The following is a 16258-nucleotide window of genomic DNA, read 5'->3' as shown; positions in this document are numbered from 1 at the left end:
AAACGCGCACGTTTCCGGGCGGGCAGTGTCCAGTGAGTCTGCGCCAGGGGTTTGTGTTTTTCCAGCAAAAGCGGTTTGCTTTCCGACGTACTGCAGTACTGCATATAACAAGGGACGGCGAAACGGCGGACGCCGCGGACCCTCCTTGCCCTGAAGTTATCGATGAAAGGAAATCCGGTGGCACAGAAGGTTCAGGTCCTTCTTGTCGACGACCTCGACGGTGGCGAGGCGGACGAGAGCGTGACGTTCGCGTTGGACGGCAAGACGTACGAAATCGATCTCACGACCGCCAATGCGGACAAGCTCCGTGGCCTTCTCGACCCCTACGTGAAGGGTGGCCGTCGTACCGGAGGCCGTGCCTCGGGTGGACGCGGAAAGGCCCGCGCCGCTTCCGGTGGCAGCCAGGACACCGCGCTGATCCGCGCCTGGGCCAAGGAGAACGGCTACGAGGTCAACGACCGCGGCCGCGTTCCCGCGACCATTCGCGAGGAATACGAGAAGGCCAACGGCTGAGCGCACGCTTGCCGCAGCCTTACCCGGTGACATTGTGTCGCCATCGTCTGCACCAGTCGTACGAGATCGGGGGCGCCCCCAACGCCCCCGCCGACGCCCCCGCCGCCCAGCGCCGACAGCGTCGGCAACGCCGGCTCCACCTCGCGGCCGGGCTCCGGGGGTCGCAGCCAGCGGGCGGCCCCTCGCGGGCCCCTCTGCGTTTTTGGACCGGTCGGCAGCCGGTCCGCGGGACGGGCTTGCGGGTGGTCCTCGGGACGGGCTCCGGGCCGGTCCTCACGCCCGGCCGGCAGCGGAGCACGGGAATCCGGCGACGCCGGAGCCCCGAAGTCCGGCGCCGTGGAGACAGCTCCGCAGCCCTGCGCCGACGCCGCAGTACCGCGCTCCGGCGCCACCGAGACGCTGAGATCCGGCGGCGGCGGAGCATCGATGCTTCCGTCCGCGCCGATCGCCGTGAGATCCAGCGCGAGAGAGCCCCACTCCAGCCAGTCGAGCAGCCCCGGCAGCTCCTCCGCGCTCCCCGCGGCCACCAGCAGCCGCATCCGCTCCCCCTGCAGCGCCACCGGAGAAGCGGGCCCCAGATGCCGCAGCGCCGCGAATCCCGCCTCCGCCGGCACCTCCAGGACGTCGAAGCGCAGTCCCGTGACGAGCCGTACCGGCGACCCGGGCACTGCTGCCCAGCCCAGTTCGTTCTCGTACCACTGGTGCACCGGATCGACCGGATCACCCGGATCGAACGGCCGGCGAGGGACAGGGACGGTGGGAACCATGCAAGGAGCAACCGCCACAAGACCCCTGGAGTTACGCTGGGCGTTTCCGTGAACGCACAGAGTTCCGGGAAAAGGAGCGTGCGGGAGCGTTCCGCCGGGCATGGATGTTCGCCCGTAGCGGAGGGAACCGGTGCGCGCGGCATGGAGTGTCAGTGCGTACGGGTAAGACATCCCTAGTGGGAGAGGCGACACGCACGGCTCGGGCATCTCACGTTCGCCATCGGCGTACAGCGGGAGAGGGTATCTGCCTGGCCTGCGGGAACATCGTCTCGCACCATCAGGTTGGAGCAGATGTCGGCGTTCGGGGTCAGGAGGCCAAGGACGGTGTCGGCAGTTGGAATGAGCGGTCCCCGCTTGCGGGACTAAGCTGCGGAAGGACAGGGAGGGGAGCGTCCCCTTACTGCCTGACCGCTCTGAGGAGCGATTAACGATGTTCGAGAGGTTCACCGACCGCGCGCGGCGGGTTGTCGTCCTGGCTCAGGAAGAAGCCCGGATGCTCAACCACAACTACATCGGCACCGAGCACATCCTCCTGGGCCTGATCCACGAGGGTGAGGGTGTCGCCGCTAAGGCCCTGGAGAGCCTCGGGATTTCGCTCGAGGCGGTCCGCCAGCAGGTGGAGGAGATCATCGGGCAGGGCCAGCAGGCCCCCTCCGGCCACATCCCCTTCACCCCCCGTGCCAAGAAGGTCCTGGAGCTGTCGCTCCGCGAGGCCCTTCAGCTGGGCCACAACTACATCGGCACGGAGCACATCCTGCTCGGCCTGATCCGCGAGGGCGAGGGCGTCGCCGCCCAGGTCCTGGTCAAGCTGGGCGCAGACCTCAACCGCGTGCGGCAGCAGGTGATCCAGCTGCTCTCCGGTTACCAGGGCAAGGAGACCGCCACCGCAGGCGGTCCTGCCGAGGGCACCCCCTCCACGTCCCTGGTCCTCGACCAGTTCGGCCGGAACCTCACCCAGGCCGCTCGTGAGTCCAAGCTCGACCCGGTCATCGGGCGCGAGAAGGAGATCGAGCGGGTCATGCAGGTGCTGTCCCGCCGTACGAAGAACAACCCGGTGCTGATCGGTGAGCCCGGCGTCGGCAAGACAGCCGTCGTCGAGGGCCTCGCCCAGGCCATCGTCAAGGGCGAGGTGCCCGAGACCCTCAAGGACAAGCACCTCTACACCCTCGACCTCGGCGCGCTGGTCGCCGGCTCCCGCTACCGCGGTGACTTCGAGGAGCGCCTGAAGAAGGTCCTCAAGGAGATCCGCACCCGCGGCGACATCATCCTGTTCATCGACGAGCTGCACACGCTGGTCGGTGCGGGTGCCGCCGAGGGCGCCATCGACGCCGCTTCGATCCTGAAGCCGATGCTGGCCCGCGGTGAGCTCCAGACCATCGGTGCCACGACCCTGGACGAGTACCGCAAGCACCTTGAGAAGGACGCGGCCCTCGAGCGCCGCTTCCAGCCGATCCAGGTGGCGGAGCCTTCCCTCCCCCACACGATCGAGATCCTCAAGGGTCTGCGCGACCGGTACGAGGCCCACCACCGCGTGTCCATCACGGACGAGGCCCTGGTGCAGGCGGCGACGCTCGCCGACCGGTACATCTCGGACCGCTTCCTTCCCGACAAGGCGATCGACCTGATCGACGAGGCGGGCTCCCGGATGCGCATCCGCCGGATGACCGCACCGCCGGACCTCCGCGAGTTCGACGAGAAGATCGCGGGCGTGCGCCGCGACAAGGAGTCGGCCATCGACTCCCAGGACTTCGAGAAGGCGGCCTCTCTCCGCGACAAGGAGAAGCAGCTGCTGGCGGCGAAGGCCAAGCGCGAGAAGGAGTGGAAGGCCGGCGACATGGACGTCGTGGCCGAGGTCGACGGCGAGCTGATCGCCGAGGTCCTGGCCACCGCCACCGGCATCCCGGTCTTCAAGCTGACCGAGGAGGAGTCCTCGCGTCTGCTGCGCATGGAGGACGAGCTCCACAAGCGGGTCATCGGCCAGAAGGACGCCATCAAGGCGCTCTCGCAGGCGATCCGCCGTACGCGAGCGGGTCTGAAGGACCCGAAGCGTCCCGGTGGTTCCTTCATCTTCGCCGGCCCCTCGGGTGTCGGTAAGACGGAGCTGTCGAAGACCCTCGCGGAGTTCCTCTTCGGTGACGAGGACGCGCTGATCTCCCTCGACATGTCGGAGTTCAGCGAGAAGCACACGGTCTCGCGTCTCTTCGGTTCGCCCCCCGGATACGTGGGCTACGAAGAGGGCGGCCAGCTGACCGAGAAGGTCCGCCGCAAGCCGTTCTCCGTCGTCCTCTTCGACGAGGTCGAGAAGGCCCACCCGGACATCTTCAACTCGCTGCTGCAGATCCTGGAGGACGGTCGACTGACCGACTCCCAGGGCCGGGTCGTGGACTTCAAGAACACGGTCATCATCATGACGACCAACCTCGGCACGCGGGACATCTCCAAGGGCTTCAACCTCGGCTTCGCGGCCGTGGGCGACGTCAAGTCCAACTACGACCGGATGAAGGCCAAGGTCAACGAGGAGCTGAAGCAGCACTTCCGCCCCGAGTTCCTGAACCGTGTCGACGACACGGTGGTCTTCCACCAGCTGACCGAGGAAGACATCATCCAGATCGTCGACCTCATGGTCGCGAAGGTGGACGAGCGTCTGAAGGACCGGGACATGGGCATCGAGCTCAGCCCGAGCGCCAAGTCCCTCCTCGCGAAGAAGGGCTACGACCCCGTGCTGGGCGCCCGGCCGCTGCGCCGGACCATCCAGCGCGAGATCGAGGACATCCTCTCCGAGAAGATCCTCTTCGGAGAGCTCCGTCCCGGCCACATCGTGGTCGTCGGCACGGAGGGCGAGGGCGAGGCCAAGGCCTTCACCTTCCGGGGCGAGGAGAAGTCGGCGCTTCCCGACATCCCGCCGATCGAGCAGGCTGCCGGCGGCGCCGGTCCCAACCTGAGCAAGGAGGCGTGACCTCCGGGTCCGCCTGAAAAGGGGCTGCCCCGGGACTTCGGTCCCGGGGCAGCCCCTTTTTCTGGAGAGCAGGGGAGGAGCCGGGAGAAGTCACAGAACGTTGTGGGTCGTGGTCGTCGTGTGTTCGCCCGGCAATTGCCTCGAGAGTTCTTCCGGAGCGCTGCCGGTGTCCGAATTGAGGACGAAATTGACCGTCCGCAGATTCGGCAGCAAGGCCCGGAGCGCGGAAAGGTCCTCGTTCCCCGCCGGCTTTCTGAGCTCCAGGTGCTCGACCGCCGGCAATGGCGGCGCCGACGCGAGAGATGCCAGTGCGGCCCGGTGGATCCGCAGTTCCCTGAGTTCCGGCAGCGCGGCGGCCTCGGACCAGTCGTCGGGGGTGAGTTCGCCGGGCACCCGGCTCAGCCACAGGGTGTGCAGGGACTGCCAGTGGCTGAGCCCCCGCATCCCGGTGTCGCGGAGCACGTCCAGCCCGAAGCAGATGACTTCCAGCGGTGCGTTCAGGGGGAGACTCTCGCTCAGCGACCGGCCCGTGAGCCGGTGTCCGACGTTCAGTTCACGCAGCGAGGTCAGCCCCGCCAGACCGTCGGGGGCCGGGGGCCGTCCCGAGGCGGACGGCAGGAAGAGCCGCTGCAGGGGCAGCTCCCACAGGGGCGCGAGGTCGTCGACCCGCGGGCACTGATCGAGGTTGAGCTGCTCCAGCTGCCCCTGAGCGGTCAGGAAGTCCAGATCCCGCAGACGGCTGTTGTGCCGTAGAGCCAGATGGGTCACCTGGTCGGACGGCAGGCAGGAACGCAGCTCCGCCGAGTCGATGTCCCCGACGATCTGCAGCCGGGGCCGGCCGCCCAGGTCGCGCAGCACATGGAGCTGGGCGGTGGAGTGCGCGGTGAAGTACAGGCCGGCCGGGTCCAGTCGGGCGATGATCTCGGACGCGTACCGCTCGGTGTCGAACCTGTGCCATCCCCAGGCGAGTTGGGCCCGTACGGACCGGGCCGGATGCGAGCGGAAGCGCGCCAGTACGGGGATGGCGGCGTCGGTGCCGATCAGGGAGGCGGTGACCACGACGCCGTGGGCCTCGGCCTCGGTCAGCCCCTCCGGTCCGGGCAGCAGTTCCAGGACGAGGGGTCCGGCCTCGGCCAGGGCGCGGGCCTCCTCGGACGTCCTCGGGGGGATGAGCGCGGCCGCGTCGCCCTCCACGGCGGCCCGCACCTCGGGCGCGAGCTGGGTGGCGTGTTCCAGCGAGGCGAGGGCGAGAAGCCGTACGCGGGTCGCGGACGGCCCGTCCAGCCGGGCCGCCGCGCCGGTCATGGAGCCCAGCAGCTCGGCCCGTTCCCGTGGCCGGGCGTGGGCGACGGCCATCCGGACCACATCCGCCCACTGGGACTCCCCGGCGTTGCGCACCAGCAGACCGAAGTCCCCGTCCTCCACCGCGGCCTTGGCGCCCAGGTAGTCCTGGAAGGTGCGGTGGACGAACTCGACGGTGCCGAGGGCGGGTTCACGCAGAAGGCCGCTGCGGACCAGGAGGTGGCGCAGGATCTGCGCGGCGTCGCCCTGCTGGGCGGCGGCCGGGAGGGAGGGCAGGACGTCGGCGACGATGCGTTCGGCGCGGTCGCGGTCCATCTCCGCCCGGCTGTTGCGGATGAGCCAGTAGGCGAGCCGTTGCAGAAGCTGGATCTGCGGAAGTTCCGTGAGACGGATGCCGTCGTGACCGCTTCCGCGCACGAACATGTCGCGCTCCTCGTCGCGGCGCGACAGCAGCATGGAGAGCGCGGCCTCGTACAACTCCTGTCTGCCGTGCGGCAGATAGCCCCGCCGGTCACGGTGCAGCGCGCAGATCAGACCGCACATCAAAGGGTTGGTGGCGAGGCGGCCGAGGTCCGGCTTGGTCCGGACGGCGTCGAGGAGGGAACGCTCGTAGCCGTCGAGGCGGTCCGTGTCCGGGTCGTCCAGGCGTGCCGCGGCATGCCAGCGGCGGATGAACGCGGCCACGTCGTCGCCGGTCATCGGCGAGAGGACCAGTTCGGTGAATCCGTCGGGGGCGAGCCAGTCCTCCCGCACGGCCGAGGGGCGGGACGTGACCAGCCACTGGTTGCCGGGGTAGGCGTCGAGGAGCTCGCGCAGCCAGCTGCGGGTGTGTTGGCGGTCACGTTCGGGGATTTCGTCGAGGCCGTCGACGAGCAGCAGGCCGCGGCCGTGTCCGAGCACCCTGTCGGTCCAGCCGTGCGGCTGGGTCGCGTGGAAGGGGAGCCGCACGGCGGACAGGAACGCATCGGGGGCCGGCAGGCCCTCGGGGCGGCGGACGAGGGTGCGCAGCGGGAGGACGAAGGGGATGCGGTCTCCCCGCTCGCCGCGCGCCGCGGTCACCGCCAGCCACTGCACCAGCGTGGTCTTGCCGGAACCGGCCACACCGCGCAGCAGAACCAGGTCCTGCTCCGACAGGGCCTGTTCGGCGGGCAGGGAGGCGGCCGCGGCGGCGATGCGCACACCGTCCGACGAGGCGGTCTCCTCGTCCTCCACGGGGCGTAAGGCCTGGAGGCTGAGGTAGGCGGCGTCCAGCGGCCAGCGTTCCGGGGAGTTGACGAGGTCGATGCCGTAGATGGTGAGGTGGCTGTGCCGGGTGGCGAGATGGGCGAGATAGCGCTGCTCGAAGGCCTGGTCCGTGCCGCCCGTCATGGGTGTGCGCGCGATCAGCTCGTCCACCTTGGCGATCAGCTCGCGCTGTCTGCGGCTCTGCTCCACGAGGGTGCGGGGGACAAAGGCCGAGCGCTGGGTGAAGAAGTGCAGGATGTGGAGGCAGGCCGTGTCGAGCAGACCCTCGTAGAACAGGGCCGCGTCGTAGGACAGGTCCCGGTCGGGGTTTCCGCCGGCCTCGCGCAGCCGCCGGGCGAGCGCCCGGTGGCCGAGCTCCACCGCCTGGACGTCCGTCATGGTGAGGTCGCCCAGGGCGTGCAGGGTCGCCGCCAGCGCGTGGACGACGGCCGGTTCCTCGTCGGCGGAGAACGGACGCTCTCCGCCGCGCAGCGCCCGCCCGACCAGGGTGGCCGAAAGACTGGCCAGGTCCTTCTCTCCGACGGCCTGTTTCTCGCCTCTGAAGGAGACGAGCGCCGAGATCCGTACGGGCTTGTCCACGAGGCCCGCTCCCGGGCCCTCGGCCACGAAGAGCTTCCTGACCAGCGGCGCGGCCACGCTGGAGGCCAGGCGCGTGCCGACGGTTACTGGGTCCATGACGATCCCCCGGGAGAGCGTTGAGCCGGAAGGGCAACCGTATGTTCTGACAGCCGATCGGCACAGAGGTGCCGGAGGCACCCGTGAAGGGTCCGCGAACGCCCCCAAGACCCTTGAAAACAGGGGCCGGCGGCGTAGCCCGCGTCACATTCCAGGGGTCCCGGATCCGATGGCCCGGTGACATGAGGCACAGGCGTTTTGTCCGGTACTAGGGCGAGTAGTAGCTACGCGAAAACGGACAAAAAGGACCTTTGACCCGGGGTGGGGAGGTTCGTCGGCAGGTTGTCCGGACAGGTGGGCCGAGAGCAGGTTTAGCAAGGGATGTGCAGGCCTGAAGTGGGGTTAAACCCTGTTTTCCGGGCCAAAGGGACAAGATCCTTCGCTGAATGTCCGGGGTGTCAACGTTCGGGAAGTTTGGGGATGAAGTACTACTTCACGCCGTAGATGGGGGGTTTGAGTGCAGCTGGGGGCGCGGGTTACCAATGAATGGCCAACACGGCGGCAGGCAGTTCGCCGGAGTGGTTGCTCAGTCCCTTGTCCCCGTCTCCACGAGGTATTCATGTCGAAGCGCGTCACGTCCCGCAAGTCCCTTACGTCCATGGTCCGCACTCGGGCGGCCGTTCTGACCGTCGGTCTGGGAGCCTCGGTCGTTCTGGGCGCAGGGGTCGCGACCGCCGCCGAAACGGGCGTCAGCAGCAGCGCCACCGTCACCGCGGCCAACGCCGTTCACACCCAGGCCGCCGCTCAGGCCAAGGCCGCCGTCGCGAAGAAGACGGCCGCCACCAAGGCGGCTGTCGCCAAGAAGGCCGCGGCGAAGAAGAAGGCCGCCTCCTGGATCGACCCGGTCGCGAAGTACTCGCTGTCCGCCAGCTTCAACCAGGCCGGCGGCATGTGGGCCCACAAGCACTCCGGCCAGGACTTCGCCGTGCCGCAGGGCACCAACGTCATGGCCGCGCACGGCGGCACCGTCGTCAAGGCGGGCGGCAACGGCGCCGGTGACGGTCCGGCGTACGGCAACGCCGTCGTCATCAAGCACGGCAACGGCACGTACTCCCAGTACGCCCACCTGTCGCGTATCGACGTGCACGTCGGCCAGGTCGTCACCACCGGTCAGCACATAGCCCTGTCCGGCAACACCGGTAACTCCAGCGGCCCGCACCTGCACTTCGAGATCCGTACGACCCCGAACTACGGCTCGGCCATCAACCCGGTCGCGTTCCTGCACGGCATGGGTGTGACTGTCTGATCCACCCGCGCCGGTGACCCGGCGCGCGGCCCCGGCGCGCAGTGCCGGGGAGCGAAAACAGAAGCGGAGCCCCGCTGCCGGAGACGGCGGCGGGGCTCCGCTTTCGTGCGAGGGGGGCGGCGCCGGGAAACTCTGCGCGCCGGAACCCGCCCTAGGAGGCTCCGCCCCCGTGGGCCTGTGTCACCAGGTCGATCGCGACCTCGAGGACGGCCTTGCGCTTGTCCTCGGGGTCGCCTTCGACGTCTTTGAGCACGAACATGCCGGCGTGCATCGTGAAGAGCGCGCTGATGCAGCGGACCTGGTCGGTCAGCGGCGACTCGGGCTCCTTGATGATCTCCAGCATGCTGATCATGCGGTCCTTGAAGGTCTCGCCGATGCTCAGCTCGCGTACCGTCGCCTGGTTCTCCTGCATGAAGCGGAAGAGCGGGGACGCGCCGCCGAGGGCGTCGCTGTAGCGGCGCAGCACCTCCTGCTTGGTCTCCAGGCTGTGCGGCTGCTGCTTGCCCCACTCGATCAGCTCGTCGAGCGGCCTCGTCAGATCCTCGAAGAGGCTGATGAGGATCTCTTCCTTGGTCTTGAAGTGGTAGTAGAGCGCCGCCTTGGTGACATCGAGGTGCTCGGCGATCTCGCGCAGCGAGGTCTTCTCGTAGCCCTGCTCGGAGAAGAGTTCGAGGGCTACGTCCTGGATGCGCTGCCGAGTGTCGCCCCGGCGCTGTCGCTTGGTGCCGTCCATCGTGCCGCCCATCCTCGTATGCCTCGCGCTCCCTGAAACTTACCTGTCGACCGGCTGGTAAAACTAGTGTTACTTACTTGACGCCCGGCTAGTTGCGAGGCTATTTTCCCTGAGTGTAGTCAGCTTGCCGGTCGGCAAGTAAGTAGCCGGACGGCGGCAGAGGTACTTAGGGGAGTGGGAACGATGGCGGACAAGACGAAAGCGGCCGAACCGGCCGCGGAGCAGGCCGGGCCACAAGCCGACGGCCAGCCGGCGGTCGAGGGCGGGAAGCGACAGCGCAGCGTGCGCGTGGTCCTCCTCGCGCTGATGCTCACGATGATGCTGGCGATGCTCGACAACATGATCGTCGGCACGGCCATGCCGACCATCGTGGGTGACCTCGGCGGACTCGAACACCTTTCCTGGGTCGTGACGGCGTACACCCTCGCCACCGCGGCCTCCACCCCGATCTGGGGCAAGCTCGGCGACATGTACGGGCGCAAGGGCGCCTTCATGACCTCGATCGTGATCTTCCTGATCGGCTCCGCGCTGAGCGGCATGGCCCAGAACATGGGTGAGCTGATCGGATTCCGGGCCATTCAGGGTCTCGGCGCCGGCGGTCTCATGGTCGGCGTCATGGCGATCATCGGCGACCTGATCCCGCCCCGTGAGCGCGGCAAGTACCAGGGCATGATGGCCGGCATCATGGCGCTGGCGATGATCGGCGGTCCGCTGATCGGCGGCACCATCACCGACAACTGGGGCTGGCGCTGGTCCTTCTACATCAACCTGCCGCTCGGCGCGATCGCGCTCGCCGCGATCAGCATCGTCCTGCACCTGCCGAAGAAGCGGTCCGAGACGCGCATCGACTACCTCGGTGCCGCGCTGCTGACCATCGGCATCACCTCCATCGTCCTCGTCACCACCTGGGGCGGCACGGAGTACGCCTGGTCGTCCGCGCGGATCATGGAGCTCATCGGCCTCGGCGTCGCCGCGCTGGTCGGGTTCGTCTTCTGGCAGACCAAGGCCGCCGAGCCGATCGTGCCGCTGCACATCTTCCGCAGCCGCAACTTCACCCTGATGTCGATCATCGGCTTCGTCACCGGCTTCGCCATGTTCGGCGCCACGCTGTTCCTGCCGCTGTACCAGCAGGCGGTACAGGGCGCGTCCGCGACCAACTCCGGTCTGCTGCTGCTGCCCATGCTGGGCGCGATGCTCGTGACGTCGATGGTCGCCGGGCGGGTCACCACCGCCACCGGCCGCTACAAGATCTTCCCCGTCATCGGCGGTGTGCTGATGGTGATCGGCCTCTACCTGCTGTCGACGATGGACACGGACACCACCCGTTTCATGTCCGGCGTCTACATGGCCGTCCTCGGCCTGGGCATGGGCTGTCTGATGCAGGTCACCATGCTGGTGGCGCAGAACAGCGTGGAGATGAAGGACATGGGCGTCGCGTCCTCCTCCACCACCCTGTTCCGTACGCTCGGCTCGTCGTTCGGTGTCGCCGTCATGGGCGCGCTGTTCAACAACCGCGTCAAGGACGTCATGGCCGAGAAGGCCGGCGCGCTGGGCTCGAAGATCACCGAGCAGTCCCCGCAGCTGGACGCGGCGAGCCTGGCGAAGCTGCCGGCTGCGGCGCGCGAGGCCTACCAGCACGCGGTGTCGGCCGGTACGCACTCGGCCTTCCTGCTGGGCGCGTCGGTGGCCGTGATCGTGATGATCTCGTCGGTGTTCGTCAAGGAAGTCGCCCTCAAGGGAGCGGGAGCGCCCAAGCCCGCCGAGGACGGGGCGCAGGACGAGGCACCCCAGATCCCGCTCGCCGAGCCGGTCTGACCTGATCGCAGGGGCCGGCCTTTGCGCCGGCCCCTGAACTCCTCGCAACGAAGGCCCCCGGCGTTGTCCGCCCCGGGGGCCTTCTCCTGTGCCGGCCTTCTCCTGCGCCGTGCGGGCCTTCTCCCGCGCAGGGTCACTGTCAGTGCCGCGTGCCACCATCGGGAACGTGGACCGAATGCGGCAGCTGCGGCTCGCCAAGGACGTCATCGACCGGGACTGGGCCGAGCCCGGCACCGACCTCGACACGCTGGCGGCGCGCGCCGGATATTCGCGGTATCACTTCATACGCGCCTTCAAGGCGGCGTACGGCGAGACCCCGGGCCAGTATCTGACGCACCGGCGCATCGACCGGGCGGAGGACCTGCTGCGCACCGCGAACCTCTCGGTGACCGAGATCTGCCATCTGGTCGGCTTCAGCAGCCTCGGCACCTTCTCCGCGCGCTTCAAGACATGGACCGGGATGACGCCGAGCGAGTACCGGGCGAAACACGTCGGGCGGGGTGCCGCCCTCATACCCGGCTGCTACGCGATGCTCTGGGCCGGCGGCTTCCGGACCGGGCCGGGCGCGGGAGCCCGTGACGGCACCGGTGCCGGAGAGCGCAATTCCGGAGAAGCGCCGTGACGGGGAGGGCGCCTACCGTGGCAGGGCGCGCGCGGCCGACGACGACCCGGCCCGGCCGCGCACACCTCGCGATCCCGCACACCTGGAGCACACCATGATCAAAGGACTCGCCATCTCGACCGTCTGGGTCCTCGACCAGGACCGGGCCAAGGAGTTCTACACCGAGAAGCTCGGGCTCGAACTCCGTACGGACATGACGATGGGCGAGGGCGGTATGCGCTGGCTCACGGTCGGTGCCCCGGATCAGCCCGGGATCGACCTGACCCTCATGGTGCCCGGACCGCCCGCCATGGACCCCGAGTCCGCGGAGATGATGAAGAAGCTGATCGCCAAGGGCGTGCTCGGCGCGGGCGTGCTGAGGACCGACGACATCCACGGCGACTACAAGAAGCTCAAGGACCGCGGCGTGGAGTTCCTCCAGGAACCGCAGGAGCGTCCGTACGGCACGGAAGCGCTGTTCCGCGACGACTCGGGGAACTGGTTCTCCTTCACCCAGCACCGTGAGGGCGAGCTCGACCTGGAAAAGGACTGGAGCTGCTAGGACAGACCCGGCAGGTCCGGAGCTGCTAGGACAGACCCGGCAGGTCTGGAGCCGCTGGGACAAGGCCCGCCGGGTCTGGAGCCGCTGGGACAAGGGCGCCAGGTCTTGACCAGCCAGGACCGGCGCCCGCCGCTGCGGCTACTTCCCGGAGGGCGGCAGTATGGGGTAACTCCCCGTGCTCGTCGGCGCGTGCTCCGGCAGCCACAGCACCGCGACCGCGCCCTCGGCTGGTACGTCGTCCGGGGCGCCGGCGGGTCGTACGTTGCGGAAGGTCAGCCGTGCGCCGAGCACCCGTGCCTGGCCCGCGGCGATGGTGAGGCCGAGGCCGTGGCCGTCGCCCGCGCGGTCGGTGCTGCCGGTGCGAAAGCGGCTCGGCCCCTCGGCGAGGAGTTTCTCGGGGAAGCCGGGGCCGTGGTCGCGGACGCGGATGACGCGGCCCTCGACGGTGACCTCGATCGGCGGCCTGCCGTGCCGGGCGGCGTTCGCGAGGAGATTGAGCAGGACGCGCTCCAGCCGGCGCGGGTCCGTCGTGACCTCCGACTCGTGCACCACACGCACCTCGACGTCCGCGCCCTTGGCGGCCACCCGCCGGGTCACGAACTCGCCGAGCATGATGTCCTGCAGCTCGGCCCGCTCCGAGGCCCCGTCGAGCCGGGCGACCTCCAGGACGTCCTCGACGAGGGTGCGCATGGCCTGCGCCCGGTCCCGTACGAGCTCGGTGGGGCGGCCGGGCGGCAGGAGTTCGGCCGCCGTGAGCAGTCCGGTCACCGGGGTCCGCAGCTCGTGGGCGATGTCGGCGGTCACCCGGCGTTCGGCCTCGATGCGCTGCTGGAGCGCGTCGGCCATGGCGTCAACGGCACGCGCGAGATCATCCGTCTCGTCGAGCACGACACCACCGATCGCGTCCCGCACCCGGACGTCCCGCTCGCCCTTGGCGACCCGGTTCGCGGCGGCCGCCGCCTTGCGCAGCCGGCGCGACAGCTGCCCGCCGATGAGCACGCCGAGCGCGCTGCCGCCGAAGACGACCGCGATGGAGCCGATGATCAGCGCCTGGTCGAGGTCCTTCATCACGTCCGCGTTGCGGTCCGTGAACCGCTCGTGCCAGGACAGCACCTGGCCGTTCCTGAGCGGTAGGGCGGCCCAGATGTCCGGCACGCCGTTCGAGCTGTCGGAGACGTAGGTCGCCCGCCGTCCCTCCGAGACCTTCACCATCAGGTCCGCCGGAATGGAGGGATCGTCGATCTTGGCCCCGAACGGCGGCTGTCTGCCCGGCCCGTACATGCGCTCGGCGAGCTGGATGCGTTCGTCCGCCAGGTCGCGCGAGTTGTCCAGCATCGAGACACGGGCCGCGTTGTGCACGACCAGGCTCAGCGCGATGGCGACCAGCGCGCCGACCAGGGCGATCGCCGTGCTGAGCTTCCAGCGGATGCCCGTACGGATGCTCGTACCCGAATCCGCGCCCCGGTCGATCCCTATGCCGATGCTTCGGCTCCTGCCCGGGTCTCTGCCGGTGTCCCTGCCGAGGATCTCGTCCCTGCCGGAATCTCTGTGGCCGCCGATCCCGCCGCCCGCGCCGTGGCGTGAACCCGTGTCCACGCCGCCGCCCGCGTCCGTGAGTCTCCCCGGAATCGGTCCCTGCCCCGGAACCGAGGGCTTCCCCGGAGCCGAGCGCTGAAATATCCCCCGCATAGCGTGCTCAGGCCTTCAACTTGTAGCCGAAGCCGCGGACCGTCTCGATACGGTCCTGGCCGATCTTCGTACGCAGTCGCTGCACATGGACGTCGACCACCCGGGTGTCCCCGCCCCAGCCGTAGTCCCACACACGTTCGAGCAGCTTGTCGCGGCTCAGGACCGTACCTGGCGCGGACGAGAACTCCAGGAGCAGCCGCATCTCGGTGGGCGTCAGCGCCACCGGCGTACCGCTCCTGAGAACCTCCATGCCCTCGGTGTCGATCTCCAGATCACCGAAGGCGAGCACCCCGCCGTCCACCGTCGCGGACTCCCCGGCCGCCGCGCCCATGCCGCCGCTCGCGTGCCCGAAGCGGCGCAGCACCGCGCGGATGCGGGCGACCAGCACGGCGCCGTCGAAGGGCTTGGTCACATAGTCGTCGGCGCCCGCCTCCAGGCCGAGCACGATGTCGATCGAGTCGGCGCGCGCGGACAGCATGATGACCGGCACGGTCGACTCGTCGCGGATACGGCGGCACAGCGAGACACCGTCGAGCCCGGGGACCATCACGTCCAGCAGGGCGATGTCGGGGCGGTCGGCGCGGAACGCCTCCAGGCCCGAGAGCCCGTCGGGCATGGCCGTGACCGCGAAGCCGTCGCGCTCCAGGGCGAGTTGCGTGGCCTCGCGGATGACGTCGTCGTCCTCGACGAACAGGACGTGGGTCTGCTCTGCCATCCGGCTGCTCCGTCCGCTCTCAGTTCGCGTCGGGGGCGGGCGAACTCGTGCCGCCCACCGCGTTGCTGTAGTCGTTGTGGATCCGGGACTGCTCGACGAAGCGCGTCGCGGACCAGCTGTAGGTGATCACTTCCTCGCTGGAGGGGTACGACACCGGGTCGCCCTTCTCGTACAGCTGCTGGGTGACCACCAGATCGCCCCGGTCGATCTCGGCGTAGACCGGCGGCTCCTCGGTCTTGAAGACATTCTGGTACCTGCCGTTCTCCTCGCGATAGACGTACGAGCCGACGCCGACGGCATCGGCACAGGTCATCACGTTGATCACGAGGTCGTTCGTGGACCCGCCGGTCAGATCCCCGTACGACACGTCGACCGGGTACTCGTCGGCGACGCACGGCTTCAGGTCGCGCTTGACCGCCGCGCTGACCGCCGGGTCGCCCTTGACGATCTTGACCGCATCCACGCGCTTGGGCGCCTTGGAGGGCGAACCGGAGCCGGCCGGCATGATGCCGCCCTTGGCGACCGCGTCGCTGCCCGCCGGGCCCTCGTCGCGGGCGCCGGTGCCGCCGGTGGCGCACGCGGTCACGAAAAGGCCGAGGGCGGCGAGCCCGGCCGCCGCCGAACTCCCCGCCTTCAGGGCCGCTCTGGCCCGAACTCCTAGGCCGCGCAACGCTCCCGCTCCTCACGTTCGAGCGCGCGGGCGTCCAGGTCGCGGCTCTCCAGCTCCTCGCGGAGCCGGGCCAGCGCCCGGTGCAGCGTGCTCTTGACCGTTCCGGCCGACATACCGAGTGCGGCGGCCGTCTCCTCCGTGGACATCTGCTCCCAGTGTCGCAGCACCACGACACTGCGCTGCTTGGGTGCCAGCACCTTCATGATGTCCATCAGCAGCGCGCGGTCCGCGTGCTGCTCGGTGGCGTCCTCCACCCGCGCGTCCGGCAGCTGCTCGGTGGGCACCTCGTCGAGCTTGCGGGCCCGCCACCACTCGGTGCGCGTATTGATCATCACGCGGCGCAGATAGGCGTCGGCGAGGCGCTTGTCCGCGATGCCCTCCCAGCGGCCGTACGTCCGCACGAGCGCGGTCTGGAGCAGGTCCTGGGCGTCGACCGGGTCGGGGACCAGGCGGCGGGCACTGCGCAGCAGCGCGTCCTGCCGAGTGCGGACGTACTCCTCGAATTCGAGCACCTCGCCGTGCGCCATGATCAACCGCCTCCATCCCCGTTTCCGACCTGCCTGCTGCCGGTTGTCCGTTGCCTGCGAACCGCCGCTCCTGCGCCGCTCGTTGCGGCGTTTCCTGCGGTACGGCACTGAAAGCTACGGAGGCGTTGTCACGGGGTTGTCCGAGACAGCCTGCGGCCAGCACTCGGCTGTCCGTCGGTTGTGTAACGGCTATGGAAACGGGGTAGGAGAACGTGGCTCTATGGCCTGGTTGATCCGGTTAT

Annotated in this window: 13 protein-coding genes; 6 read left to right on the top strand and 7 right to left on the bottom strand. The window is 69.1% G+C overall.

What is annotated here, in order from left to right; translation table 11 throughout:
* Positions 1-177: 177 nt before the first annotated feature.
* Positions 178-513, top strand: coding sequence for a histone-like nucleoid-structuring protein Lsr2 (locus N4G66_RS15380; RefSeq protein ID WP_261704658.1), 336 nt, complete (start codon positions 178-180; stop codon positions 511-513).
* On the opposite strand, the gene N4G66_RS15375 is transcribed toward N4G66_RS15380, so the two are convergent.
* On the bottom strand, positions 444-1280 hold the full coding sequence (locus N4G66_RS15375; RefSeq protein ID WP_261704657.1) for an SCO3374 family protein: 837 nt from the start codon (positions 1278-1280) through the stop codon (positions 444-446). The genes N4G66_RS15380 and N4G66_RS15375 overlap by 70 nt on opposite strands.
* 430 nt (positions 1281-1710) lie before the next feature.
* On the opposite strand from N4G66_RS15375, the gene N4G66_RS15370 reads away from it, so the two are divergent.
* On the top strand, positions 1711-4236 hold the full coding sequence (locus tag N4G66_RS15370; protein ID WP_261704656.1) for an ATP-dependent Clp protease ATP-binding subunit: 2526 nt from the start codon (positions 1711-1713) through the stop codon (positions 4234-4236).
* A gap of 90 nt (positions 4237-4326) precedes the next feature.
* Here the strand turns inward: N4G66_RS15370 and N4G66_RS15365 are convergent, their stop codons facing one another.
* Positions 4327-7458, bottom strand: coding sequence for an NACHT domain-containing protein (locus N4G66_RS15365; RefSeq protein ID WP_261704655.1), 3132 nt, complete (start codon positions 7456-7458; stop codon positions 4327-4329).
* Positions 7459-8017: 559 nt separating this feature from the next.
* Between N4G66_RS15365 and N4G66_RS15360 the strand changes: the two genes are divergently transcribed.
* The gene (locus N4G66_RS15360) at positions 8018-8704 is read left to right on the top strand and encodes a M23 family metallopeptidase (protein ID WP_261704654.1); all 687 of its coding nucleotides are present in this window, start codon (positions 8018-8020) and stop codon (positions 8702-8704) included.
* 151 nt (positions 8705-8855) lie between these two features.
* Here the strand turns inward: N4G66_RS15360 and N4G66_RS15355 are convergent, their stop codons facing one another.
* The gene (locus N4G66_RS15355; protein ID WP_261704653.1) at positions 8856-9449 is read right to left on the bottom strand and encodes a TetR/AcrR family transcriptional regulator; all 594 of its coding nucleotides are present in this window, start codon (positions 9447-9449) and stop codon (positions 8856-8858) included.
* A 171-nt stretch (positions 9450-9620) separates the two neighbouring features.
* Here N4G66_RS15355 and N4G66_RS15350 point away from each other — a divergent pair, with 171 nt between their 5' ends.
* The 3 genes from N4G66_RS15350 to N4G66_RS15340 all read left to right on the top strand — a co-directional run bounded on the left by N4G66_RS15350 (position 9621) and on the right by N4G66_RS15340 (position 12415).
* Positions 9621-11252, top strand: a complete 1632-nt coding sequence (locus N4G66_RS15350; RefSeq protein ID WP_261704652.1) for an MDR family MFS transporter — start codon at positions 9621-9623, stop codon at positions 11250-11252.
* Positions 11253-11427: 175 nt separating this feature from the next.
* Positions 11428-11874, top strand: coding sequence for a helix-turn-helix transcriptional regulator (locus N4G66_RS15345; protein WP_261704788.1), 447 nt, complete (start codon positions 11428-11430; stop codon positions 11872-11874).
* Between the two features lie 94 nt (positions 11875-11968).
* The gene (locus tag N4G66_RS15340; protein ID WP_261704787.1) at positions 11969-12415 is read left to right on the top strand and encodes a VOC family protein; all 447 of its coding nucleotides are present in this window, start codon (positions 11969-11971) and stop codon (positions 12413-12415) included.
* Between the two features lie 138 nt (positions 12416-12553).
* Here N4G66_RS15340 and cseC read toward each other — a convergent pair whose 3' ends face one another.
* From cseC to N4G66_RS15320, 4 genes are read right to left on the bottom strand one after another with little or no spacing between them, the layout of a single operon-like run.
* Positions 12554-14104 (bottom strand): two-component system sensor histidine kinase CseC, encoded by a 1551-nt coding sequence (gene cseC, locus N4G66_RS15335; protein WP_261704651.1) that lies wholly within the window; start codon positions 14102-14104, stop codon positions 12554-12556.
* A 7-nt stretch (positions 14105-14111) separates the two neighbouring features.
* A complete protein-coding gene (gene cseB, locus N4G66_RS15330) occupies positions 14112-14819 on the bottom strand; it encodes a two-component system response regulator CseB (protein WP_261704650.1) in 708 nt (235 codons plus the stop codon).
* 19 nt (positions 14820-14838) lie between these two features.
* A complete protein-coding gene (locus N4G66_RS15325; protein ID WP_261704649.1) occupies positions 14839-15489 on the bottom strand; it encodes a hypothetical protein in 651 nt (216 codons plus the stop codon).
* Positions 15477-16016, bottom strand: a complete 540-nt coding sequence (locus tag N4G66_RS15320) for a SigE family RNA polymerase sigma factor (RefSeq protein ID WP_261704648.1) — start codon at positions 16014-16016, stop codon at positions 15477-15479. Before N4G66_RS15320 ends, N4G66_RS15325 begins: the two co-directional genes overlap by 13 nt.
* Positions 16017-16258: the final 242 nt, after the last annotated feature.

This window comes from Streptomyces rhizosphaerihabitans (genome assembly GCF_025399795.1).
Classification (GTDB): domain Bacteria; phylum Actinomycetota; class Actinomycetes; order Streptomycetales; family Streptomycetaceae; genus Streptomyces; species Streptomyces rhizosphaerihabitans.
The sequence above is the reverse complement of the archived record's forward strand: the minus strand, read 5'-3'. Positions and strand labels throughout refer to the sequence as shown.